Origin of the sequence: Achromobacter insuavis, from assembly GCF_902859645.1 — a bacterium.
Classification (GTDB): Bacteria; Pseudomonadota; Gammaproteobacteria; order Burkholderiales; family Burkholderiaceae_B; genus Achromobacter; species Achromobacter insuavis.
Genome location: NZ_CADIJR010000037.1, coordinates 38291 through 62241, shown reverse-complemented (window position 1 = coordinate 62241; position 23951 = coordinate 38291). Strand labels below are relative to the sequence as shown.

16 protein-coding genes are annotated in these 23951 nt (G+C 68.4%); 11 read left to right on the top strand and 5 right to left on the bottom strand.

Annotated features, from left to right (window positions below):
• The coding region (locus H0523_RS18650; RefSeq protein ID WP_180180119.1) for an IclR family transcriptional regulator at positions 1-719 on the bottom strand (719 nt) is incomplete at its 3' end.
• 160 nt (positions 720-879) lie between these two features.
• Between H0523_RS18650 and xsc the strand changes: the two genes are divergently transcribed.
• From xsc to H0523_RS18595, 11 genes are all read left to right on the top strand, one after another.
• Complete coding sequence (gene xsc / locus H0523_RS18645) at positions 880-2691, top strand: sulfoacetaldehyde acetyltransferase (protein ID WP_054488859.1); 1812 nt, start codon at positions 880-882, stop codon at positions 2689-2691.
• A gap of 4 nt (positions 2692-2695) precedes the next feature.
• Positions 2696-3625: a bifunctional enoyl-CoA hydratase/phosphate acetyltransferase gene (locus tag H0523_RS18640; protein ID WP_049074143.1), complete on the top strand. Its 930-nt coding sequence runs from the start codon at positions 2696-2698 to the stop codon at positions 3623-3625.
• A gap of 131 nt (positions 3626-3756) precedes the next feature.
• Positions 3757-5343: an ABC transporter substrate-binding protein gene (locus tag H0523_RS18635; protein WP_054430697.1), complete on the top strand. Its 1587-nt coding sequence runs from the start codon at positions 3757-3759 to the stop codon at positions 5341-5343.
• Between the two features lie 12 nt (positions 5344-5355).
• Entirely contained in the window at positions 5356-6324 is a 969-nt protein-coding gene (locus H0523_RS18630; protein WP_054430651.1) for an ABC transporter permease, read from the top strand.
• Positions 6321-7226, top strand: a complete 906-nt coding sequence (locus tag H0523_RS18625) for an ABC transporter permease (RefSeq protein WP_054430650.1) — start codon at positions 6321-6323, stop codon at positions 7224-7226. The genes H0523_RS18630 and H0523_RS18625 overlap by 4 nt, the downstream gene beginning before the upstream one ends.
• A complete protein-coding gene (locus H0523_RS18620) occupies positions 7226-8857 on the top strand; it encodes an ABC transporter ATP-binding protein (RefSeq protein ID WP_054430649.1) in 1632 nt (543 codons plus the stop codon). The genes H0523_RS18625 and H0523_RS18620 overlap by 1 nt, the downstream gene beginning before the upstream one ends.
• The gene (locus tag H0523_RS18615) at positions 8850-10511 is read left to right on the top strand and encodes an amidohydrolase (protein ID WP_054430648.1); all 1662 of its coding nucleotides are present in this window, start codon (positions 8850-8852) and stop codon (positions 10509-10511) included. The genes H0523_RS18620 and H0523_RS18615 overlap by 8 nt, the downstream gene beginning before the upstream one ends.
• 1 nt (position 10512) lies before the next feature.
• The gene (locus tag H0523_RS18610) at positions 10513-11439 is read left to right on the top strand and encodes a CobW family GTP-binding protein (protein WP_054430647.1); all 927 of its coding nucleotides are present in this window, start codon (positions 10513-10515) and stop codon (positions 11437-11439) included.
• Between the two features lie 142 nt (positions 11440-11581).
• A complete protein-coding gene (locus H0523_RS18605) occupies positions 11582-11974 on the top strand; it encodes a nuclear transport factor 2 family protein (RefSeq protein ID WP_054430646.1) in 393 nt (130 codons plus the stop codon).
• A 39-nt stretch (positions 11975-12013) separates the two neighbouring features.
• On the top strand, positions 12014-13444 hold the full coding sequence (locus H0523_RS18600) for an NAD(P)/FAD-dependent oxidoreductase (RefSeq protein ID WP_054430645.1): 1431 nt from the start codon (positions 12014-12016) through the stop codon (positions 13442-13444).
• A gap of 152 nt (positions 13445-13596) precedes the next feature.
• Positions 13597-14862, top strand: a complete 1266-nt coding sequence (locus tag H0523_RS18595; RefSeq protein WP_054430696.1) for an MFS transporter — start codon at positions 13597-13599, stop codon at positions 14860-14862.
• Here the strand turns inward: H0523_RS18595 and H0523_RS18590 are convergent.
• From H0523_RS18590 to pdxR, 4 genes are all read right to left on the bottom strand, one after another.
• Complete coding sequence (locus H0523_RS18590; protein ID WP_082380529.1) at positions 14810-15529, bottom strand: class II aldolase/adducin family protein; 720 nt, start codon at positions 15527-15529, stop codon at positions 14810-14812. The two genes, H0523_RS18595 and H0523_RS18590, sit on opposite strands and share 53 nt — an antisense overlap.
• A gap of 28 nt (positions 15530-15557) precedes the next feature.
• On the bottom strand, positions 15558-16553 hold the full coding sequence (locus H0523_RS18585; RefSeq protein WP_054430644.1) for a tripartite tricarboxylate transporter substrate binding protein: 996 nt from the start codon (positions 16551-16553) through the stop codon (positions 15558-15560).
• Between the two features lie 145 nt (positions 16554-16698).
• Positions 16699-22050 (bottom strand): S6 family peptidase, encoded by a 5352-nt coding sequence (locus H0523_RS18580; protein ID WP_156351023.1) that lies wholly within the window; start codon positions 22048-22050, stop codon positions 16699-16701.
• A 240-nt stretch (positions 22051-22290) separates the two neighbouring features.
• On the bottom strand, positions 22291-23814 hold the full coding sequence (gene pdxR / locus H0523_RS18575; RefSeq protein ID WP_054430643.1) for a MocR-like pyridoxine biosynthesis transcription factor PdxR: 1524 nt from the start codon (positions 23812-23814) through the stop codon (positions 22291-22293).
• Between the last annotated feature and the right edge of the window lie 137 nt (positions 23815-23951).

Here is a 23951-nt window from a genome sequence, read left to right as displayed (position 1 = left end):
GCTTCCTGCATGCGCGGCAGCCAGGCGCGCGCGCCGTCGATCGACAGCCGCGCCACCGGCGCGTGCAGCGCCACCGCGGCGATGGCGCGGCGCCCGCGCATGATCGGCACCGCCATGCAGACGATGCCCAGCAGGAATTCCTCGCGGTCGAAACTGGCGCCTTCCTTGCGGATCGCCAGTAGCTCGCGTTCCAGCGCCGCCGCGTCGCACAGCGTGTTGGGCGTGTAGCGCGGCAGCGGCGCCGCCGCCAGCAGCCGCGCGCGCGCCTCGCGCCGCATGTGCGCCAGGAACAGCTTGCCGCTGGCGCTGCAATGCAGCGGCACGCGCGAGCCGGGCTGCAGGTTGACGCGCAGCGGCCAGGCGGTCTCGACCCGGTCCAGGTAGATGACCTCGTCGCCGTCCAGCATGGTGCAGTTGCAGGTCTCGCCGATCTCGTCGACCAGGCTGTCGAGGATGCGGTGGCGCTCGGCCCGCAGCGGCGAATTGAGCAGGGTGTCGCGCGCCAGCAGCGCCAGTCGCGGGCCGGTGATGTAGCTCTTGCCGGCCGGCTCGCGCAGCAGCATGCCGGCGTCCACCAGCCGCGACAGGATGCGCAGCACCGACGGCTTGGGCAGGCCGGTGGCCTCGGTCAGCGCCGCCAGCGATACCGGCGCCTCGGAACCGGCGACCTGTTCCAGCAGGGTCAGCGCGCGCAGCGCCGCGGAGGATTCGTCTTTCATCTTTCAATATTTGAAGATTTGGCGAAAGGCCGCCAGGTTGGTGCGGATTCTGCAGAAAATGGAACGCTGCAGGGTGGGAAACGCCGGGCTTCTGCTGCAGTATCGGTTTACCCCGGCCAATATGCAATCCAAGCCGCGCCGGCCCGCCAGGAGAGAGACCATGAGCAGCAAGCAACACATGACCCCCAGCGAAGCGTTCGTCGAGACGCTGGTGGCGCAAGGCGTCAAGGACGTATTCGGCATCGTCGGCTCGGCCTTCATGGACGCGCTGGACCTGTTCCCGGCCGCCGGCATCCGCTTCGTGCCGACGGTGCACGAGCAGGGCGCCGCCCACATGGCCGACGGCTATTCGCGCGTCACCGGCCGCCACGGCGTCTGCATCGCGCAGAACGGTCCCGGCATCACCAACTTCGTCACCGGCGTGGCCGCGGCCTACTGGGCCCACAGCCCGGTGGTGGCGATCACGCCCGAGACCGGCACCTCCGGCATGGGCCTGGGCGGCTTCCAGGAAACCGAGCAGCTGCCGATCTTCTCGCGCATCACCAAGTACCAGGCGCACGTCAACCGCCCCGACCGCATGGCCGAATTCACCGCCAAGGCCTTCGACAACGCGCTGGCCGAGCGCGGCCCGACCCAGCTGAACATCCCGCGCGACTATTTCTATGGCGAGATCGACGTGGCCATTCCGGAGCCGCGCCGCATCCGCCGCGGCCCGGGGTCCGAAGAGGACCTGGAAGCGGCCGCGCGCCTCTTGGCCAGCGCCAAATTCCCGGTGATCGTGGCCGGCGGCGGCGTGCTGTTCTCGGCCGGCCAGGCCGAATGCGTGGCGCTGGCCGAGCTGCTGGGCGCGCCGGTGGTCACCAGCTACCTGCACAACGACGCCTTCCCGGCCAGCCATCCGCTGTGGTGCGGGCCGCTGGGCTACCAGGGCTCCAAGGCCGGCATGAAGCTGCTGTCGCAGGCCGACGTGGTGCTGGCGCTGGGCACGCGCCTGGGGCCCTTCGGCACCTTGCCGCAGCACGGGCTGGACTACTGGCCGCAGCACGCGCGCATCATCCAGGTCGACGCCGACCACCGCATGCTGGGCCTGGTGCGGCCGGTGTCGGTGGGCATCTGCGGCGACGCCAAGCCGGCCGCGGCGGCGCTGGCCGCGAAGCTGCGCGATCGCGAGGTCGCCTGCGTGGCCACCAAGGCGGCGCGCGGCGAAGAGATCGGCGCGCAGAAAAGCGCCTGGGAAAAGGAACTGGACGGCTGGTCGCACGAGCGCGACGACTGGAGCCTGGACATCATCGAGCATGGCGGCGGCCGCATGCATCCGCGCCGCATGCTGCGCGAACTGGAGCGCGCCATGCCCAAGCACGTGATGGTGTCCACCGACATCGGCAACATCTGCTCGGTGTCCAACAGCTACCTGCGCTTCGACGAGCCGGATTCGATGTTGGCGGCCATGAGCTTCGGCAACTGCGGCTACGCGCTGCCGGCCCTGATCGGCGCCAAGCTGGGCCGGCCCGACCGGCCGGCGGTGGCCTACGTCGGCGACGGCGCCTGGTGCATGAGCTTCCAGGAGCTGCTGACCTGCGTGCGCGAGCGCATCCCGGTGACGGCGGTGGTGTTCCACAACGGCCAGTGGGGCGCGGAAAAGAAAAACCAGGTGGACTTCTACGGCCGCCGTTTCGTCGGCAGCAACCTGCAGAATCCCAACTTCGCGGAACTGGCGCGGTCCATGGGCGCCGAGGGCATCCGGGTCGAGCATGCCGACCAGGTCGGCGCGGCGCTGCAGGCCGCGTGCAAGGCGCAGTCCGAGGGCAAGACCACCGTGCTGGAAATGATGGTGAGCCAGGAGCTGGGCGATCCGTTCCGCCGCGACGCGCTCAAGCAGCCGCTGCGCCTGCTGGACAAGTACAAGCGCTACGTCAACCAGCCGTTCCAGCCGGGCGAGGTGCCGCTGCCGATCGACCCGGTGCGCGGCTGACGCCATGGCCAGCGACCGCTTGTTCGAGCCGCTGCGGGCCGCGGCGCTGTCGGCCGGGCGGGTGCGCACGGCGGTGGCCTATCCGCTGTGCGCGTCCAGCCTGGGGGCGGCGGTGCAGGCGCGCGAGGCCGGCTACATCGAGCCGCTGCTGGTCGGGCCGGCGGCCCGGCTGGCGGCCTTGATGGCCGAGCTGGGCCTGCGCGCCGGCTCGCTGGAGATCGTCGACACGCCCGACGACGAGGCGCTGGCCGCGCGCGCCGCCGCCGGCCTGGCGCGCGACGGCGCCGTCGGCATGCTGATGAAGGGCAGCCTGCACACCGACCACTTCATGTCGGCGGTGGTGGCGCGCGAATCCGGGCTGCGCACCGGCCGGCGCATCAGCCACGCCTTCGTGATGGCGGCCGCGGCCTATCCCAAGCTGTTCATCCTGACCGACGCCGCTGTCAACATCGCCCCGACCTTGCAGGAGAAGGCCGACATCGCCCAGAACGCCATCGACCTGGCGCGCGCGCTGGGCGTGGCGCGGCCCAAGGTGGCGGTGCTGTGCGCCACCGAATCGGTCAACCCGGCGATGCCGGCCACGCTGGACGCGGCGGCGTTGTCGAAGATGGCCGACCGCCAGCAGATCCGCGGCGGCCAGATCGACGGCCCGCTGGCGTTCGACAACGCCATCTCGCGCCAGGCGGCCGAGCAGAAGGGCATCGTCTCGCCCGTGGCGGGCGACGCCGACATCCTGCTGGTGCCCGACATCGAGGCCGGCAACATGCTCTACAAGGAACTGACCTGGCTGGCCGGCGCGGCCACCGCCGGGCTGGTGCTGGGCACGCGCGTGCCGGTGTTGCTGACCAGCCGCTCGGACGCGGTGCAGGCGAGGGTGGACAGCTGCGCGGTGGCGGCGTTGTATGCGCGGGCGCTGGCGGCCGGCGCGCGCTGAGCCGGGTCAACCGCCGGCCTGGCACCAACAAGTCCGGCGGTTTGGTACTAAGCGGGGGCCCCCGGGTTGACTAGGCTAGCGCTACCGCCATCGTTTGAATGGCTCATGCCAACAATACCAAGGGGTGGATGATGCGCAGCGCGACACGCGGCTTTGCCGCAATACTGACAGCATGGGCAATGGCGGCCGGCACGCACGCGGCCGTGGCCGCCGATGCGCCCAAGCCGGGCGGCACGCTGGTGATCGGCTCGACGCAGGTGCCGCGGCACCTGAATGGCGCGGTGCAATCGGGCATTGCCACGGCGCTGCCCAGCGCCCAGCTGTTCGCCAGCCCGCTGCGCTACGACGCCGACTGGAAGCCGCAACCCTACCTGGCGCAGTCGTGGGAACTGGCGCCGGACGCGAAATCGCTGACCCTGCACCTGCGCCACGACGCGCTGTTCCACGACGGCCAGCCGGTGACGTCGGCGGACGTGGCGTTCTCGGTGATGGCGGTCAAGCAGAACCATCCGTTCCAGAGCATGCTGGCGCCCGTCGAAAGCGTCGATACGCCCGATCCCTACACCGCCGTGCTGCGCATGAGCCGGCCGCACCCGGCGATCCTGCTGGCGCTGTCGCCGGCGCTGATGCCGGTGCTGCCCAAGCACATCTATGGCGACGGCCAGGACCTGAAGAACCATCCGCGCAATTCCGCCAACGTGGTCGGCTCGGGCCCGTTCACGCTCAAGGACTTCAAGCCGGGCCAGGAGATCGTGCTGGAGCGTTTCGACAAGTTCTTCGAGAAAGGCAAACCCTACCTGGACCGGGTGGTGGTGAAGATCAATCCCGACGCCACCAACCTGCTGATCGGGCTGGAGCGCGGCGACATCGGCGTGCTGCCGTACATGACCGAGCCGACCATCCTGCGCCGCGCCAAGGACAACCCGCAGATCGTCATGACCAACCGTGGCTACGAGGGCATCGGCGCGCTCAGCTGGCTGGCGTTCAATACCGCGCGCAAGCCGCTGGACGACGTGCGCGTGCGGCAGGCGATCGCCTACGCCACCGACAAGGGCTTCATCACCAAGGCGCTGAACGCCGGCTTCGCCCAGCCGGCGGACGGGCCGATCGTGGCCTCCAGCCCCTTTGCGACCCAGGACCTGAAGAAGTACCCGCTCGATCTGAAGAAGGCCGAGCAGTTGCTGGATGACGCCGGATTCAAGAAAGACGGCAAGGGTGAGCGCATGACCCTGACGGTCGATTACATGCCCGGCAGCGACGTGCAGGGCAAGAACGTGGCGGAGTACCTGCGCAGCCAGCTCAAGAAGGTGGGGATCGCGGTGCAGGTGCGCGCTTCGCCCGACTTCCCGACCTGGGCCAAGCGCATCGCCAGCCATGATTTCGACATGACCACCGACCTGGTCTTCAACTGGGGCGATCCGGTGATCGGCGTGCACCGCACCTACCTGTCGAGCAATATCCGCGACATCATCTGGACCAACACCCAGTCCTACAAGAACCCCAAGGTCGACGAATTGCTGGAACAGGCCGGCACGGAAACCGACGAGGCGAAGCGCCGCGCGCTGTATGCGCAGTTCCAGCAGATCGTGACCGAGGACCTGCCGATCGATTTCCTGACGGTCATTCCATACCACACGCTGTCGTCCAGGAAGGTGCATGGCCTGCCCGATGGCATCTGGGGCCTGCTGTCGCCGCTTGACGACACCTACTTGCAATAGCGGGAGGCGGCCATGTTGCGCTATCTCGCGCGTCGGATCGGCTACGCGGTGGTGTTGCTGCTGGCGGTGGTGACGCTCAATTTCCTGCTGATCCACATCTCGCCCGGCGATCCGGTCGAGACCATCGCCGGCTCCATGGGCGGCATCAGCGAGGAACTGCGGGCCCAGCTGCGGGCCCAGTACGGGCTGGACCGGCCGTTCCTGGTTCAACTGGGACTGTATCTGTCGCAGGTGGCGCGCGGCGATCTGGGCTATTCCTATTTCTTCAACCTGCCGGTGGCGCAGCTGATCTGGGAACGCGTGCCGGCTACGCTGCTGCTGGTGGTGACGTCGGTGTCCAGCGCCTTCGTGGCCGGCACCGCGCTGGGCACGCTGGCGGCGCGCAAGCCCAACGGGCCGCTGTCGCAGGGCATCACGCTGATGTCGATCGTGGGCTATTCCGCGCCGGTGTTCTGGACCGGCATCATCCTCATCATCCTGTTCGCCTCGGCGCTGCCGCTGTTCCCGGTGTCCGACATGCGTTCGGCGGGCGGCCCCGAGGATGGCTGGGCCGGGGTGCTGGACGTGTTGCACCACCTGGTGCTGCCGGCCTTCACGCTGGCGTTCGTGTACCTGGCGCAATACAGCCGGCTGGCGCGCGCCAGCGTCATGGATGCGCTGGCGGCCGATTACATCCGCACCGCCCGCGCCAAGGGGCTGCCGGAGCGCATCGTGCTCTACCGGCACGCGCTGCGCAACGGCGTGCTGCCGGTGGTGACCATGCTGGGGCTGCAATTCGGCAACGTGCTGGCGGGCGCCATCCTGGTGGAAACGGTCTTCAACTGGCCGGGCCTGGGCCGGCTGGCGTTCGATTCCGTGCTGCGGCGCGACTATCCGACCCTGCTCGGCATCCTGCTGTTCGCGTCCCTGCTGGTGGTGGTGATGAACCAGCTTACCGACCTGGCCTACCGGCTGATCGATCCCAGGATAAAGACCTCATGAGCCAAGCCCCTCCCACGCTTTCCGGCGGCGTCGCCGACGCGGCCCGCCCGCGATCGGCGCGGCCCGCGTACGAGGCGCTGCGCGTGTTCGTCCGCAACCCCGGCGCGCTCATCGGCGTGCTGCTGCTGGCCGCCATCCTGGCGCTGGTGCTGTTCGGGCCCCTGGTGATGCAGGCGGATCCGTTCGAGATCGCCAGCGCGCCGATGGAGCCGCCGGGCGGCGACCTGCTGCTCGGCTCGGACTATCTCGGCCGGGACGTGCTGACCGGCCTGATCCATGGCGGCCGCGCCACCCTGCTGGTCGGGGTGGTCGCGGCGGTGCTGTCGATGGCCATCGGCATCACCGTGGGCGCGCTGGCCGGCTATTACGGCGGCTGGGTCGACGAGACGCTGATGCGTATCACGGAGTTCTTCCAGGTGCTGCCGGCGCTGCTGTTCGCCATGGTGCTGGTGACCTTGTTCAGCCCCTCGCTGACCACTATCGCGGTGGCCATCGGCGTGGTCAGCTGGACCGGCACCGCGCGCCTGGCGCGGGGCGAATTCCTGAGCCTGAAGCAGCGCGAATACGTGCTGGCCGAAAGGGTGATCGGCTCCAGCAACGCGCGCATCATCTGGCGCGTCATCCTGCCCAACGCGCTGGCGCCGCTGATCGTGTCGGCCACGCTGGCCATCGGCACCGCGATCCTGTTCGAGGCGGGGTTGTCCTTCCTCGGGCTGGGCGATCCCAACGTGATGAGCTGGGGCCTGATGATCGGCAGCAACCGGCCCTACATCCTGACGGCGTGGTGGGCCGTGACCCTGCCGGGCGCGGCCATTTTCGTCACGGTGCTGGCGGTCAGCCTGATCGGCGACGGCCTGAACGATGCCCTCAACCCCAAGCTGGCCAGCAAACGGAGGGCCTGATGAGCGCACTGCTTGAAGTCCGCGATCTCGGCGTGTCCACCCTCAACGGCGGCCCGGCGGTGGTGCGAGGCGTGTCCTACACGGTGAACCGCAACGAGATCCTGTGCGTGGTGGGGGAATCGGGGTCGGGCAAGTCGGTCACCGCGCAGGCCATCATGGGCCTGCTGCCGCCTGACCAGCTGCGCGTGACCCAGGGCCAGATCCTGTACGGCGGGCGCGACCTGGTCGGCCTGTCGGCGGCGGATTGGCAGGGCCTGCGCGGCCGCAAGTTCGGCATGGTGTTCCAGGAGCCCATGACCGCGCTCAATCCGCTCATGCGCGTGGGCCGGCAAGTGGAGGAAGTGCTGGCCTGGCACACCCGGCTGGATGCGGGCGCGCGCCGGCAGCGTGTCCTGGACCTGTTCGGCCAGGTGCTGCTGCCCGACCCCCCGGCCATGTATGACGCCTTTCCGTTCCAGCTGTCCGGCGGCCAGCGCCAGCGCGTGGTGATCGCGATGGCACTGGCGCTGGAGCCGGATGTGTTGATCGCCGACGAGCCCACCACCGCGCTGGACGTCACCACGCAGGCGCAGATCCTGGCGCTCATCCAGGACATCCAGCGGCGCATGGGGATCGGCGTGATTTTCATCACGCACGATTTCGGCGTGGTGGCCGACATTGCCCATCGCATCGTGGTGATGCGCCAGGGCGTGGTGGTGGAGGCGGGCGCGGCCGACGACATCCTGAACCGGCCGCAGCATCCCTACACCCGCCAGCTGATCGCGGCGGTGCCCCACAAGCCCGAGGGCAAGGAGGAGGCCGCCGCCACGCCGCCGCTGATGCGCGTGGCCAACCTGTGCAAGACCTTCGTCACCGGCGGGCGGCGGGTTGACGCGTTGCGCGACATCTCGCTGGAGATCCGCCAGGGCGAGACCCTGGGGCTGGTGGGCGAATCCGGGTCTGGCAAGTCCACCCTGGGTAGCGCCCTGATCGGACTGCTGGCGCCCGACAGCGGCAGCGTGCAGCTGGAAGGGCGTGAGCTGGTGGGCATGACGCCGCGCCAGTTCCGTCCCTACCGGCGCCAGATCCAGATGGTGTTCCAGGACCCCTACGCCTCGCTCAATCCGCGCCAGCGCGTGGTCGATTCGGTCGCGCAGGGGCCGATCGGTTTCGGCGAGAGCCGGCAGACCGCGTTGCGCGAGGCGCGCGAGCTGCTGGCGCTGGTGGGGCTGGGCGGCGATGCCGGCGAACGCTATCCGCACCAGTTCTCGGGCGGCCAGCGCCAGCGCGTCGGCATCGCCCGCGCCCTGGCGCTCAAGCCGCGGCTGCTGGTGGCCGACGAGGCGGTCTCGGCGCTGGATGTGTCGATCCAGGCGCAGGTGCTGGACCTGCTCAAGACGATCAGCGACCAGTTCGACCTGTCGGTGCTGTTCATCACCCACGACCTGCGGGTGGCGGCGCAGATCTGCGACCGCATCGCCGTGATGCGGCGCGGACAGTTGGTGGAACTGGACCGCGCCGCCGCCATTTTCTACCACCCCCGGCATGAGTACACGCGCCGCCTGATCGACGCGGTGCCGGGCAAGGCCTGGAACAAGCCCGATCCGCGGGCGCTGGCGGATCCTTCAACCTGGAGTACGCAGCATGCATGACACCGAGTCTTCCGCCCGCACGACGATCTACGCCGCGCGCGCCATCCTGACGATGAATCCGGCCCAGCCGCGCGCCACGCACGTTGCGGTGCGCGAGGGCCGCATCCTCGGCGTGGGCAGCCGCGAAGACCTGGCTGGCTGGGGCGACGCCGCGCTGGACGAGCGCTATGCCGACCACATCCTGATGCCGGGCCTGGTGGAAGGGCACTGCCACCTGCCGGAAGGCGGCATGTGGCAGTTCGCCTATGTCGGCTACTACGACCGGCGCGGGCCGGACGGCCGCGTGTGGCCGGGGCTGAAGAGCTTCGAGGCGGTGGCGGCGCGCCTGCGTGAGTTCGCCGCCGGCCTGGCGCCGGCGCAGACGCTGATCGGCTGGGGCTTCGATCCGATCTTCTTCGGCGGCCAGCGCATGAGCGTGCGCGACCTGGACGCGGTGTCGGTCGACCGGCCGGTGGTGGTGATGCATGCCAGCATGCACCTCATGAATGTGAACACGGCGATGCTGGCCCGCGCCGGCATCGACCGCGACACCGATATCGAGGGCATCAGCCGCTTCGCCGACGGCCAGCCCAGCGGGGAGCTGTGCGAGTTCGCCGCCATGTTCCCGGTGATGCGGCTGATCGGCAATCCGTTCCGCACCGTGGGCCTGTCGGAAAACGGCCTGCGCATGTTCGGCAAAGTGGCGCAATGGGCCGGCGTCACCACCGCCACGGATCTCGTCAACGAACTGGGCGACGAGGGCCTGGCGACGCTGGCGCGGGTCACGGCCGAGCCGGACTATCCAGTGCGCATCGTGCCGGCGGCGTCCGCGCTGGCCTATGCCGGCGATCCGGCCGCCTGCCTGGCGAAGCTGCGCGAGGCCGGCCGGCTCAACCATGGCAAGCTGCGCCTGGGCATGGTCAAGCTGGTGGTGGATGGCTCCATCCAGGGCTTCACCGCCAGGGTGCGCTGGCCGGGCTACTACAACGGCGCGCCCAACGGCATCTGGGTCATCGCGCCGGGCGAGCTGGACGCCCTGGTGCAGGCCTATCACGACGCCGGCGCGCAGTTGCACATCCACACCAATGGCGACGAGGCCACCGAGCTGGCCATCGACGCCATCGACCGCGCCTTGCGCCGCAGTCCGCGGCGCGACCACCGCCACACGCTGCAGCATTGCCAGATGGCGGACGCGGCCCAGTTCCGCCGCATGGCCAGCCTGGGCATGTGCGTGAACCTGTTCGCCAACCACATCTTCTATTGGGGCGACGCCCACCATGCCCTGACCATGGGGCCGGACCGCGCCAACCGCATGGACGCCTGCGCCTCGGCGGCGCGGGCGGGGGTGCCGTTCGCGATCCATTCGGACGCGCCCATCACGCCGCTGGGGCCGCTGTTCACGGCCTGGTGCGCCGTCAACCGGCAGACCGCCTCGGGCCGGGTGCTGGGCGAGTCCGAGCGCATCAGCGTCGAAGCGGCCTTGCATGCCATCACCCTGGGCGCGGCCTACACGCTGCACATGGACCACCTGGTCGGCTCGATCGAGGTCGGCAAGCACGCCGATTTCTGCGTGCTGCGCGACGATCCGCTGGAGGTGCCGCCGCAACGGCTCAAGGACATCGAGGTGCTGGGCACCGTCATCGGCGGCCGGCCGCTGGCGCTCCAGGCGGCCTGACATGGCGCGCATCCCGCTGACGGTGGTGGGCGGCTTCCTGGGCGCCGGCAAGACCACCTTGCTGAACCACGCGCTGGCCTCGGGCAGGCGTCGCGCGGCGGTGCTGGTCAACGATTTCGGGCCGGTGGACATCGACGCCGGCCTGCTGGCGCAGCGCGCCGACAAGGTGATCCGTCTGGCCAACGGCTGCGTCTGCTGCTCGATGGCCGGCGGCCTGGACGACGCACTGGCGCGGGTGCTGGCATTGGACCCCGCGCCCGAATGGATCGTGATCGAGGCCAGCGGCGTGTCCGACCCCGGGCGCATCGCGCAGGTGGGCCTGTCGGATCCGCTGCTGCAACTGGAGGCGGTGGTGGTGCTGGTGGACGCCAGCGGCATCCGCGACACGCTGGCCGATCCCCTGCTGGCCGATACCGCGCAACGGCAGCTGCGCGCGGCCGACCTGCTGGTGCTGAACAAGACCGACCTGCTGCCGGCGGACGGCCTGCCGGCGCTGCGCGACTGGCTGCGGAGGCAGTCGGGCGGGGCGCCGATCGTGGCGACGCGGGAGGCGCGGGTGGAACTGGCGATGCTGGCCGGCGGCTCGTCCGAGGCCCATGCGTGCCGCGGATCGCATTGCGGCCACGCGGCGCACGATCCACGGCATCCCTTCCAGAGCTGGCTGTGGCCGGCGCCGGCCCTGTTGCACGCCGACCGCCTGGCCGAGGCCCTGCGGCAACTGCCGCGCCATTGGCTGCGGGCCAAGGGCTGGGTGCGCACCGAACGCCATGGATGGGTGCTGGTGCAACTGGCCGGACGGCGGGTGCGCTTCGACACGCGCGCGGCGCGTCCGCCCGAGGCGCAATCGCCCGGGCTGGTCTTCATCGGCATGCGCGGCCTGACGCGGGGCGAGGAGGTCGCGGCGCGGCTGGCGTCGGCGGCGGCCTGAGCCGCGGCGCCATCGCCCGCGCCGGCGGCAGGCTGGTGCAAGCGATTTGCCGCGTCTGGTTCTAGACCCTGCCCGACCCCCCGCGTACCTTGGATCCAGAGCCTGGGCGCATGCCGCGCCCGGCGATCGAGGAGGGTAGGCAATGCACAAGACCGTCACCGTGGACATGCTGGCCGAGTTCGCGGCCGCCTGGAACCGCCACGATATCGACGCCCTGATGTCCTTCATGAGCGAGGACTGCGTCTTCGAAACGGTGGGCGGCCCCGAGCGCTGGGGCGCCCGGCACAGTGGCCGCGAGGCGGTGCGCGCGGCCTTCGAGGCGGCCTGGAAGAACTTTCCCGATGCGCAATGGAACAACGGCCGCCACTGGGTGGCGGGCGACCGCGGCGTGTCGGAATGCACCTTCACCGGCACCGCCGCGGACGGCTCGCGGGTCGAGGCCGACATGGTCGACGTGTTCACGTTCCAGGACGGCAAGATCCGCGTCAAGAACGCCTTCCGCAAGCAACGCCCGGCGCTGCCGGCCCGCGCCTGAGCCGACGCCGCCACCGGACACCGCCCCATGGATGCCGCTATGTCTTCCGATCTGTCGAATACCGTCGGTACGTTCGTCGATCCCGCCGGCGCGCCGGCCGCCAGCCCGGCCGCCAGCGCCTACAACCCGACCTACGACCCGCTGGTGTCGCCGCCCGGACGCGGGCAGGAATACGCGCCCACCTACTGGGTCGCCACGGCCGGACCGCCGCCGGCGGACGACGGGCCGATCCAGGGCGACATCGAGGCCGACGTGGTCATCGTCGGCTCGGGCTTCACCGGCCTGTCGGCGGCGCTGGCGCTGGCGCGCGACTATGGCGTGCGGGCGGTGGTGCTGGAGGCCAACCGCGCCGTGTGGGGCTGCACCAGCCGCAACGGCGGGCAGGGCCAGAACGCCTCGGGCCGGCTGTACCGCTCGCAATGGATCGAACGCTGGGGGCTGGAGACCGCGCGCCGCCTGGACGCCGAGATCCACGAGGGCTTCGACTACTGGAAGAGCCTGGTGGCGCAGATCGATTGCGATGCGCAGCCCGGCGGCCATCTCTACACCGCGCACCGCGAGAAGAAGATGGACTTCCTGCGCAACGAGGCGCGGGTGATGCGCGAGCAGTTCGGCTACGACACCCGCATGCTGACCCGCGACGAGCTGCGCGAGCGCTACGTCGACGACCACGAGGCGATGGGCGCCTTGCTCGAACCCGACGGCATCGGCGTGCATCCGCTGAAGCTGGCCTACGGCTACATGCGGCAGGCCCGCGCGCTGGGGGTGAGGCTGCATCCGGGCAGCCCGGTGCTGGGCTGGACCGAAGAGGGCGGCGGCTACCGCCTGCAGACCCCGGGCGGCAGCGTGCGCGCCCGGCGCGTGGCGTTCGCGACCGGCGGCTACACGGCGCAAGGGGTGAACCGGCTGCTGGACAACCGCATCATGCCGATCCTGTCCAATTCCATGGTGACGCGGGTGCTGACGCCCGACGAACGGGCGCGGGCCGGCCTGAAGAGCACCGTGTTCATCACCGACACCCGCACCCTGCGCTTCTACTACCGGCTGTTGCCGGACGGCCGCATGCAGATCGGCAGCCGCAGCGCGCTGCGCGGCGCCGACGCGCAGCATCCGCGCCACCTGGCGCTGCTGCGCGATGGCCTGGCGCGCAAGTTCCCCGCGCTGCGCGGCATCGACGTGGACTACGCCTGGACCGGCTGGGTCGACGTCAGCCACGACATGATGCCGCGCATCACCCAGCCCGATCCGGCGCGCCAGGTGTTCTACGCCTTCGGCTACGGCGGCAACGGCGTGGCGTTCTCCGCGCATGCCGGCCGGCGCCTGGCGCAGCGCATGATGGGGCAGGACGGGGTCAGCTGGAATTTGCCGATTTACAACACGCCGCTGCCCGGCCACCTGTTCGCGCCGTTCCGCCGGATCGGCCAGGCGCTGCTGTACCGGTGGTACTACCTGCGAGACGAGGTGCTCTGACCGCCGGGCCTGGCCTGGTCGCCGCGCCTGACAGTTTTGCCCGCGCGGCGGGCGCGCAATCCGGTCGCCTGGCGCGCCCGGATTGCTGGTACTGTGCTGCATCCGTGGACCCCACAACGCCCGTTGCACCGATGCGCAGCCCGCCGCTTGCCATGCCGCCGTTGCGGCCCATTCCGCCGTTCATCGCGCCGCGGGATGCGGCCTCGCTGTTGGCCGACAGGGTGCCGGCGCGGCTCCTGATTCCCTATCTGCTGTCGGCCCTGGCGCTCGCCATTGCCTATGGCGCCAGCTTCCTGCTGGCCGACGCCTTGCCGGCCGCCGGCTTCGAGGCCGCCGAGGCGGGCACGGTCATCAGCATCGGCACCCTTGCCACGCTGGCCGGTTCCACCTTTGCCGGCCGGATCGCGCAGCGCATCGGCATCCTGCCGGTGATCGCCGCGGCCGCGCTCATCATGGCGCTGGCGCTGGGCTGCTTCGCCCTGGCGGCCAGCGCCGGCATCGCGGTGGCCTATGCCGGCGGCGTGCTGCTGGGCCTGGGCTGGGCGCTGTTCTACATGCTGGCGCCGATCCAGCTGATCCATTGCCTGAAGCCCGCGGCCCGGCTGGAGGCGCTGACCCTGCTGTCCGGCTCGCAGATGCTGGGCCTGGGGCTGGCCGCGCCCCTCGGTCATTTCCTGGCGGCGCGGTTCGGCGGCGCCCCGTTCGCCTTTGGCGCCTACGCGGCGGTCTGCGTGGCCGCGGCCGCGCTGGCCTGGGGGCTGCGCGGCCCGCTGGCGCGGTTGCCGCAGCTGCCGATGAACGCCGTGGCGCTGTCGCTGCCGGCGGTGGGGCGGGTGCTGCGATCGCGCGCCTGGATGCCCGTGCTGATGATGGGCTTGTCCGCCTGCACGTTTGCCGGACTGTCCACCTTTCAAAGCCTGTATGCGCGGCCGCTGCGCCTGACGCCGGACACGTTCTTCCTGACCTTCACCATCACCACGGTGGCGCTGCGCTTTTCGGTGGCCTCGCTGATCGGAAAACTGCCCTTTCGGCCGCTGGCGCTGTGCCTGTTCGGGGTGACGCTGGCCGGCATCGCGCTGCTGGCGGTGAATCCGGGCAGCGTCTGGCTCTATGTCGGCGCCACCGTGCTGTTCGCCACCGGCTACGGCCTGACGTATTCGACCCTGAACGCGATGGTGGTCAACATCGCCGGCGAATCGGACCTGTCGATGCCGGTGGCGTCGCAGGTGTTCACGCTGGGCTACTTCGCCGGCGCCTTCGGGTTTCCGTATGTCGCGGGCAGGCTGATCGCCGCCCACGGCATCGACGTCGTCCTGGGCGCGATGATGGTGCTGGTCGCGGTGAACACCGCCATCGCCGGCGGGATCACGCTTGCCCGGACGCCTGCTTCTTCCAGAGCTCCCAAGGACGATTCATGACGCCGGCCATCATGTCGTCGGCCAGCGCCGCTTCCTCGTCCGACAGATAGGTGATCTCGCCGTTCAGGCCAATCGCCTTCTGCTGGAGCGAGGCATTCATCTCCGTGTAGATGGCGCGGTAGACCGCCACCGGAATGTCGCCGCCGACCGCGACGAAGCCATGTCCGCGCATCAGCGAGACCTTGCTCTGGCCCAGGGTCTGCGCCAGTTCCCGGCCGTGATCGCGATTCCTGACGAGCATGTCGGTGTGGCCGAAGCAGCAGCGGATGTCGAACACCGGCGCGCCGGCGCCGAGGAATCCGGCCATGTGGTAGATCGGGCGCAGGCGCACATTCGATCCGGCATAGGGGATCACCGAAGGCGAATGGCTGTGGACGATGGCCTGCACGTCGGGCCGCGCGCGATAGATCTCGCCGTGGATATAGCGCTCGAGATAGGGCTTGCGGCCGTCCGCGGCGGCGGTCTCGGAGGTCTCGTCGAATTCCATGATGTCCTGCGCGGTCACCAGTTCCGGCGCCAGCGAGCGCGACAGCAGGAAATGCGCGGGGTTGTCGGGGTGACGGACGCTGACATGGCCGAAGCCGTCGAGCACGCCGAAGCGGGCCAGGATGCGGTTGGCGGTGACCAGGTCGTCGATGACCTGTTGGTATCGGGTGGAAGTGCTCACGTGATGTTTCCCTTGTATTGCGTGATGGCTATTGCGGGTCCAGCGAGATGCCCGATTTGCTGGCCAGGGCGCTGTACAGTCCCAGGTCGGTGTCCAGTTGCCGGGTCATCGCGGCCGGGCCGGCCTCGACCACCTCGTAGTAGCGGTCGCGGAACTCCTGTTGCACGGCGGGGTTGCCCATCGTCGCGGCCACCGCCTGCTCGAACCTGGTCTTCACGTCCGCGGGCAGATCGCGCGGGCCGAGGATGCCGAACCACACGGAGATGTCGAGGTCGCCGAAGGGCGCGGTCTCGGCGATGGCGGGCACGTTGGGCAGGAACGAGACCCGCTGCCTGGAGGCCACCGCGATCATCCGCAGCTTGCCGGCGTCCGCATGCGGGGCCAGGTTGGGAATCGTGCTGAACAGCACCGGCACCTGGTTGCCCAGCCCGTCGTTGATGGCGGGCGCGCAACCCTTGTAGGGCACGTGGACGATGTCCAGTTTCGCCATCTGCTTGACCGACTCGCCCACGAAATGCTGGGGCGTGCCGTTGCCGCAGGACGAATAGCTCAGCTTGTCCTTGTTCTGCTGGATATAGGCGACGAGTTCCGGCACCGTCTTGGCGGGAATCGCGGGATTGACGCCCAGCGCCACCGGCGCCGACACCAGCAGCGAGATCGGCGTCAGGCTCTTCTTCACGTCCGGCGTGCCGCGCATCTGCAGCGCGGCGTTGATCGTGAGCGTGCTGTTGGTCAGCAGGAAGGTATAGCCGTCAGGCGCCGCGCGCGCCACCTGTTGCGCGCCGATGTTGCCCGAGGCGCCCGGCTTGTTGTCGACGATGACGGTCTGGCCGCCCAGCTGCTGCGGCAGTTTCGCCGCCACCAGGCGCGCCACCACGTCCGCGCCGCCGCCCGCGGCGAAGGGCACGATCAATGTGATGGGCTTGGCGGGATAGGGGGCCTGGGCCCAGGCGGGGGAAAAGCCCAGGGCGAGCGCGAGGGCGGCGCCCAGCCGCAAGCGCCTCGCCATGCATGGCTTGGTCATGTTGATGTCTCCGTATGGTTTTTTTATGTGGAGCCATTATCTGGACCTGGCCATGCGAGTTCCAATGAAAAAATATTATTTTCCATACGATGGCGCGTATGGCGGCGTCGGCGGCGTCAGGCGGCCGTATTACGCCGATCCTGGTTCAAAACTGATAGCGCACACCGACCTGGCCGCTGTAGTCGTGTTTCAGTTTGCCGGCGAAGCTGCTTTCGACCTGGCTGTAAACGCGCCAGTTGGGCGACAGCCTGGCGTTGAGCGACACGTTGACCAGATAACGGCTGTCGTCCGCCATCGGATTGCTCAACCTGTCTCCCGGAACGCTGTTGTTCAGGATCTCGACACTGCCGCCGCGCCGCAGGTTCTGCAGCCGGAACAGCCCCGCGGACAGGGTCAGCGCATGCTGTTCGTCCGACTCCAGGGTCAACCCGGCAGCGGCGCCGATCTTGGCATAGATCGGCGTGCTGGCATTGATCCGCACATCGACGCTGTTGTCGGCGCCGTGCAGCGTATAGGCGCTGGTGCGGCCGGTGGCCACTTCGATCGAGGGTTCGATGAAGGCGCGGCCATTGAACAGGTTCTGCCGCCATCCCGCCTGCACGCTGGCCAGCAGCGACGTGGATCGCGCGTCCTGGCCGTCAATGTTCAGGTTGACCGGCAGATGGTAGGTCTGGCGGGTTTTCAAGTACTTGGCGACGACGTCGATGAAGGGGCCGTTCTCGTTGATCCACGCGTAGTAGACGCCGATGCCGCCCGTGGTGTGCTTTTCCGACAGATCGCCTTCTCCTCGGGCGGACCCTTGGGTGTAGCTTCCCATGACGCCATACAACTGCCTGCCCAGCTTGCGGTCAAGACCCAGTTGCAGCGTGGTGTGTTTCAGGTGCAGTTGCTCGTAGTCGGCCTGGCCGTGGCTGGTCTTGAACCATAGCCCGGCTTGTTCATTCAATTGGCGCACGTCCCCCAACCGTTTGTTGAGCTGGTTGGTCTCAAGCACGAAAGCGACCTTCGGCAGGCTGGCCAGCACGCTGGTGCGGAGGATTTGCCGCCGTACCGAGGTAATCTGCTTGATGGTGTCATCGTTCGCGGTGATGCCGGATTGTTGCAACCGGTCGATGATTCCCCCGCGCGATTGCAGGGCGTCCAAGTCGGACAGTCTCAATGAGAATGGCGTGAACAGCGACAGGCCGCCCGTGCCGCGCGTAGCGGTACCCGTATCCGGTGTGCCGACAGGGGTCGGATCCAGGCCGGGTTCCTTCTCGGCTGGCGGGGCGGCGGGACCGGTGGAACCCGTGTCGGTGGGGGTATCGGCGGGACCGGTGGAACCCGTGTCGGTGGGGGTATCGGCGGGACCAGTGGAACCCGTGTCGGTGGGGCTATCGACGGGACCGGTGGCGCCCGTGTCGGCGGGGTTGTCGGCAGGGCCGGTGGCGTCCGCGCCGGGAGGCGTGTCGGTCGATCCGGTGCCGAGCGGGGGCTCTGCCTTGTCGCCGCCACCGGCATCGCCTGGCAGCGGCGTCGTCGGCGCATCGCCTGGCGTCGGTGTCTCGCCGGGCGGCAAGGCCTCCGGGCGCCCCTTGTATGCCAATTGCCATTTCTTAAGCGTGCCGTTGCTGACGATTTCCAGATTGGGCGTGTAGACGGTGAGCCCCTGCGTGACGGAGCCGGGTTTGAAATAACTGTCCGCCGTCGTCACGGGGGCGGTTGCTAGCAGCAGGGCGCCGCTGCTGTCGGGCGGCACGGGGTCGTGTACCAGGAGCGTGAGATCCAGGCTGTTGTCGCCGCCCTGGGCCAGGGTGGTGATGAGGATGCTGTCGCTTTCGCCGCTTTGCGGCCGCGCGCTCAGGGCGAAATGCACGCCGCTGGCGATCAGCGTGTCGATCTGCAGGGTGTGCGGGGTCCAGCCCGCGCCGGGTTGGGACAATTCCACGCGACCCGCCGTCGGCAGATGCAGCAAATCGAACTGGCGATCTTGCGTCAGCCGCCAGGGGGCATCGCTGCGCAGGCTGATGAGCCGCCATTGCCGTTGGTCCGCGTCATGGCTGACCGCAAGGCCGCCCAACCATGGATTGCCCTGGGCTGGCGTATCGGCGACATCGACGTTTGCGAAAGCCTGCTCCAGCGTGAACAGGTCTGCCGGCGTGGATGATGGGGCGCTCACCAGCAGCGTTTCCCTGGCCTGCGCGGCAGCGCCGCTTCGAGGGATGCCGAAATCGGTGATTCGCAAGCGGTTGCCGCTGCCGTCAAGCTGGGTGCTGACCGTCAACTGGTCATGCTCGCCGCTGGTCGGGTCGACGCGCAGGGCAAACACGCTGTCCGATGCGGCAACGGTGTCGACGGTCAGCGTGTAGGACGCCTTCGTCGTCCCGGCCGGAGGCGGATTCAATGCCAGCGCAGAGCCGGGATTCGCCCGCGTCATGAACGCCTGTTGCGTCAGGTCCTTGTCGTCGAAACCCAGGATCGCGTTGCTGGCGCGCAGCGATTTCAGCGTGGAATCGCCCGTGATGATCCAGCGGGAATGGTCGTTTGCCTGCATGTCCGCCTGGGCGGCGGTCACGGCTCCGGCATACACGGTCTGGGGCGGCGCGGTGGCTGCCGGCGTGCCCAATGTGATGTGGCTTGCCGTCAGGCTGGAGATATCGCTGAACGAATGGCTGCCGGGCGCCATGTGCACGCTGGCATCGCTGCCCAGCAGATGGATGCCGTTGGTGAAGTAATCGGCCGGGCGGATGTCGGTCGATGGCAGGCTCGCGGTGTTGCCGGACAGTGTCAGCGCCGCGCCGTCGGCCACCGTGATGACGCTGTCGCCATACCAGCCGGCGGCTCCCCGCAGATGCGCGCCGCGGTGCAGCGTCAATGCGCTGGCGCTGAAGCGGCTGTAGCCGGTCAACGTCGCCTGATCGGAAAAGACATTGATGGCGCTGTCGCTGGCATCGATGGCGCCCGCGAATTGTTCGTGGATGTCCAGTGTTGAGTGTCCGCCCAGGGAAACCTTGCCCTGGTAACGGCTCTTGTCGGCGTCCGTGCTGGCGATGGACGTGCCTTTCAGCGGTTCCTGGCCCAGGGGTCCGCCATCGTTCCTGTTGAGGTACAGCAGCGGGCTGCCCAGGATGACCTGCGCGCGCTCCGCGACAATGTCGCCCAGCAGGGTGGCGTTGCGTGACAAGCGGAAAGTGGTGTCTGTCAGCGCCAGTTTCCCGACGGCGAACTCACGCGATTCCCAATCCGGCTGGTCAAACGACACGGATTGCGTCCGGACGGAGTCATCCCCGAGATCGAGCAGCTTGCGCGCATCATCGGGGGTGTTGATCGCGTGGATCACCGGGTGGCCCTGGAAGACCAGTTCGCCTTGCCGCTGCGTGAACGCGTTTTCGCCGAGGTCCATGCCGCCGTCGGCGATGAAAACCGTTTTCGACGGGTTGGCGATGCGGACGTCGAGGTTGTCCCGCAGGGTTCCCGAGAACAGGAATTCCGTCTGCCCGGGGAAGTACTCCCGCTTGCGTTCGTTCGCCTTCTCCAGCGCGACGGTCAAGGTTTTGCCCACGTATTCCCAGTCGTCGTTGCTGGCCACGGAACCGTAGGTCGGGACGGCGCCAAAGGTGTTCTGCTTCAGGACGAAATAGCTGAGCCCTTGTTTATAAAGGTCGCCCCGCTGTCCGGTGCCCGCCCTGACCGGCATCCGTATGTAATCGCTTACCGTTGGCGGGGCCACGGGCGCGAGGTTGATGGTTACGGTTGCTGTTTTCGTCGCGGTGTTGGTGATCGTGGCGCCATGGTCTTTGGCATTGGCGTGCAGTCGATTGAACGTGATGTCATTGCCATTGAGGTTCAGGACCCCGCCGCGAGCGCCCCATTGGATACGGTCGGGGTCGACCTGCCTGCCGTCGCCAAGCACGACTTCGGCGCGGCCGCTGGACAGGGTGATGCCGTCGAACGCCTGGACGTTGCCGCCGGCGTCCGGCCGTTGCGACAGAATCACCTTGCCGTCACCCACTTTCAGGCCGCCCGGGTTGACGCCTTGGCCCGCGATGGTCAGGGTGCCGCGGCCGATCTTGTGCAGGTTGTCGCCGGCCACGCCGTTGACGCGCCAGACCACGGTGGCGCTTTCCTTGACATCGATGCCGCCGCCCATCCAGGTCTGGTCCGTTTCCGGGGAAACCTCGTAGCTGTCGTGGAAGGTCAGCGAGCCGGCTCCCTGGTTGATCGTGTCTTGCAAGGTGATTTCGCCACGGCCGGTGCCGTCTTCGGCGCGCAAGGACAGGTTCTTGCCGGCGTCGAGGCCTTCGAAGTCGAGCGCGCTGTTGGCGTCCGCATAGCTCAGGCCCGGCGTCTTCTTGTAGCCATGCATCAGGAACTGGCGGTCCTGCTGGGTCAGGCTGCCCACGCCCTGCGCGCGATCGAATGACCATTGCAACGGGCCTTTGCCTGCCGCGAAGACCACTTCCGGATCATTGTCCTTGTCGAGAACGCTGGCGATAAAGTCCGATGGCAGGTGCGACCAGTAGACGTAACCCGGTTCTCCGGGGGGCATTTTCAAATCTGCCGCCACGCCCGCCAGCACCCACTGCCTGTGCTCGGCATCCCAGGCAAACAGGGGGGAACCGCTGTCGCCATGTTGCACGAATGAGGGCAGCAAGCCATTGTCTCCCCGTGCCACGACAAACGTTTCATTCGACCATGTCGGCGTCACGATGCCGCCTGTCGCCCATTTGTATGCATAACCGATTTCGTGCAGGCCGGGTGCGAGCGTGCCGGCCGTGGGGTTATGGCCGTTTTCCGGATGGTCGCCGACAAACTGGATACCCATTCCGACCCGGTAGAACAAGGGAAATCTCTTTTTCTCTTCGTCCGTCCATAGATCCGGGTCGCCCATGGACAGCAACGGTGTCGACGTTCGCGATACCGGAAACGTGGCGATCGGCGCCGCGTCGGTCACCAGCTTGCCCAGGCGATTGATGTCGAAATCCCACTCTTGGGTCCAATCCCGCTCACGGTGGTAGTCCGGGTGTATGTCTCTTCTGACCTGGGAGTAGGTCGCGCCGGCGATGCGGGTGCTGTCGTGTTGACTGTTGTGCGCCACGCCGGCGGCATATTGCGGCGCAATCAGCGTTCCAATCGCGTTGCTGTCGCTGACGCTGGAGAAATCAATGAACGGGATATCGTCGCTCAGCCGGCCGCGCAGGTTGCCGGACTTGTCATAGATTGGGATGCCCAATGCGCCAGGCTGGAAAGCCCCTTTGTTTTCGGCGAAGTCCCGATAAGTCTGGTAGGGAATCTCGATGCTTGCGTAACCGGCGCTGGCGGTACCGGGAAACAGGGCGGCGCAAAACAGGGCGGCGAACAACAGGGGCGGGGCGGTCGATATCCTGCGGATCGGCGTTTCCTGGCGTGGCGGCCGGGTCATGCCTGTCGTCGAGCCACGTTTGCGTCCGCCGCATAACTCGGATACCGCGATCAACTGGTGCCGATGATCATATTTGAGTGAGTAGATCTTGTTCATGGTGATGGGACGTGCGCCCGTTGGAAGGTGGGGCTGTCGCGGCGGGTTTTCTCGACATCGCTGCAAACGCGGCGGGCGGCATTTCCTGGCCGCCCGTTCGGAAATCAAGCAAGGACGCGCAGGAGGATTCCCGGAAGAAATCCTCCTGCGCGTCCTTGCTGGAATGGGATTGAACTTGAGTTTGGCGAGCCCTGCGTTGAATCAGCCGATAAATCGGACTGCTTCCATTTCAACGCCGGTTCAGGCGGCCGCGCGCAGGCGGAAGCGGCGCACCACCTGCGCCAGTCTCTCGATGCCCGGACCGATATGCTCGGCGCGGATCGAGGTGAAGCCGACCCGCAGGAAGTTGCGCGGCGCGCCGGCCGCATCCATGAAGAACACCTGGCCCGGTTCCACCACCACGCCTTCGGCCAGCGCGGCCTGCGCCAATTCGGTGGCGTCCAGCCATTCCGGGCCTTTCAGCCAGCACGAGGAAGAACCGGTGATGGGCACGGCGGTGAAGTCGGGCAGCCAGTGCGCCAGCGCCTCGGCCAACTCAGTGCCGCGCTTCTGATAGGCCTGCGATTGCCGCCGCAGCAGCGAATGATGGTGCCCCAGCGAAATGAACAGCGAGAACGCCCGCTGGATGTAGGCCGAGGGATGGCGCAGCATCAGCCGGCGCAGCGCGCGCAGTTCGGCCGTGAGCTCGCGCGGCGCGACGATATAGCCGATGCGCAGCCCCGGCGCGAACGACTTGGCCAGGCTGCCGACGTAGATCACGCGACCGTCGCGGTCCAGGCTCTTGAGCGCCGGGATGGCGCCGTCGCCCCAGCGGCTTTCGCTTTCGAAATCGTCTTCGATGATGAGGCTGTCGGCCTGGCGCGCCAGCGTCAGCAGGGCTTCGCGGCGGGCCGGCGACAGCGTCACGGTGGTGGGGCACTGGTGGCCGGGCGTGACGAACAGATAGTCGCAGCCCAGCAGCTGGGTGCCGGTGCACAGCCCCTGTTCGTCCACCGGCAACGGCAGCAGGTGGCGGGTGTGGCTGGCGAAGATGTTGCGGGCATCGGGATAGCCCGGGTCCTCCATGCCGACCACGGTGTCTTCGTTGACCAGCAGGTCGGCCAGCAGATAGAGCGCGTGCTGCGCGCCGACGGTGACCACGATCTCTTCGGCGTCGGCCCAGATGCCGCGGCGCGGCAGCACCTGGGTGCGGATCTGCTCGATCAGGGCGCTGTCGTCGTGGGTGATCAGGTCCGGCGCCCAGCTGCGGATGTCCAGCACCGACAGCGCCTTGATGCAGCATTCGCGCCAGTCGGCGGTGGGGAACAGGTCCTGGTCGAACTGGCCGTAGACAAACGGGTAGGGCTGCGTCTGCCAGTCGCGCGGCTTGATGATGTTGCGCTGCCGGCTGGGCCGGAAGCGCAGCCGTTCGTCCCAGCGGATCTGGTCGGCCGGCGGCGCCAGGCCCGGTTCGCCGGCGGCGGGCGCGGCGCGGCCTTCCAGCACGCCGTCGTGCACGAAGTGGCCGCTGCGCTCGCGCGATTCCAGGTAGCCCTCGCTGACCAGCTGCTGGTAGGCGAACACCACCGTGTTGCGGGCGATGCCCAGCTGGTCGGCCAGGTAGCGGCTGGACGGCACCGGCGCGCCCGGCGGCAGGTGCCCGCTGAGAATGGCCGACACCAGCATCTGCCGCACGCGTCCCTGCAGGCTGAGGTTGGGCGCGCTCTCCCGTTCGAACAGGCGTTCCCACAACACAGGCTTGAGCATCGAGGCCTGGCTGGACATGGCGGCTCCTTGAAGTGGCTGCGCGCCCTGGCCGCCGCGGCGCCGGGCGTCGGGCGGGAGCAGGGACGGAACCCCAGGATAGAGGAGCGGCGTGGGCGAAAGGAATGGGGGATTGCCCTGCCGGCGGTGTGGATTTG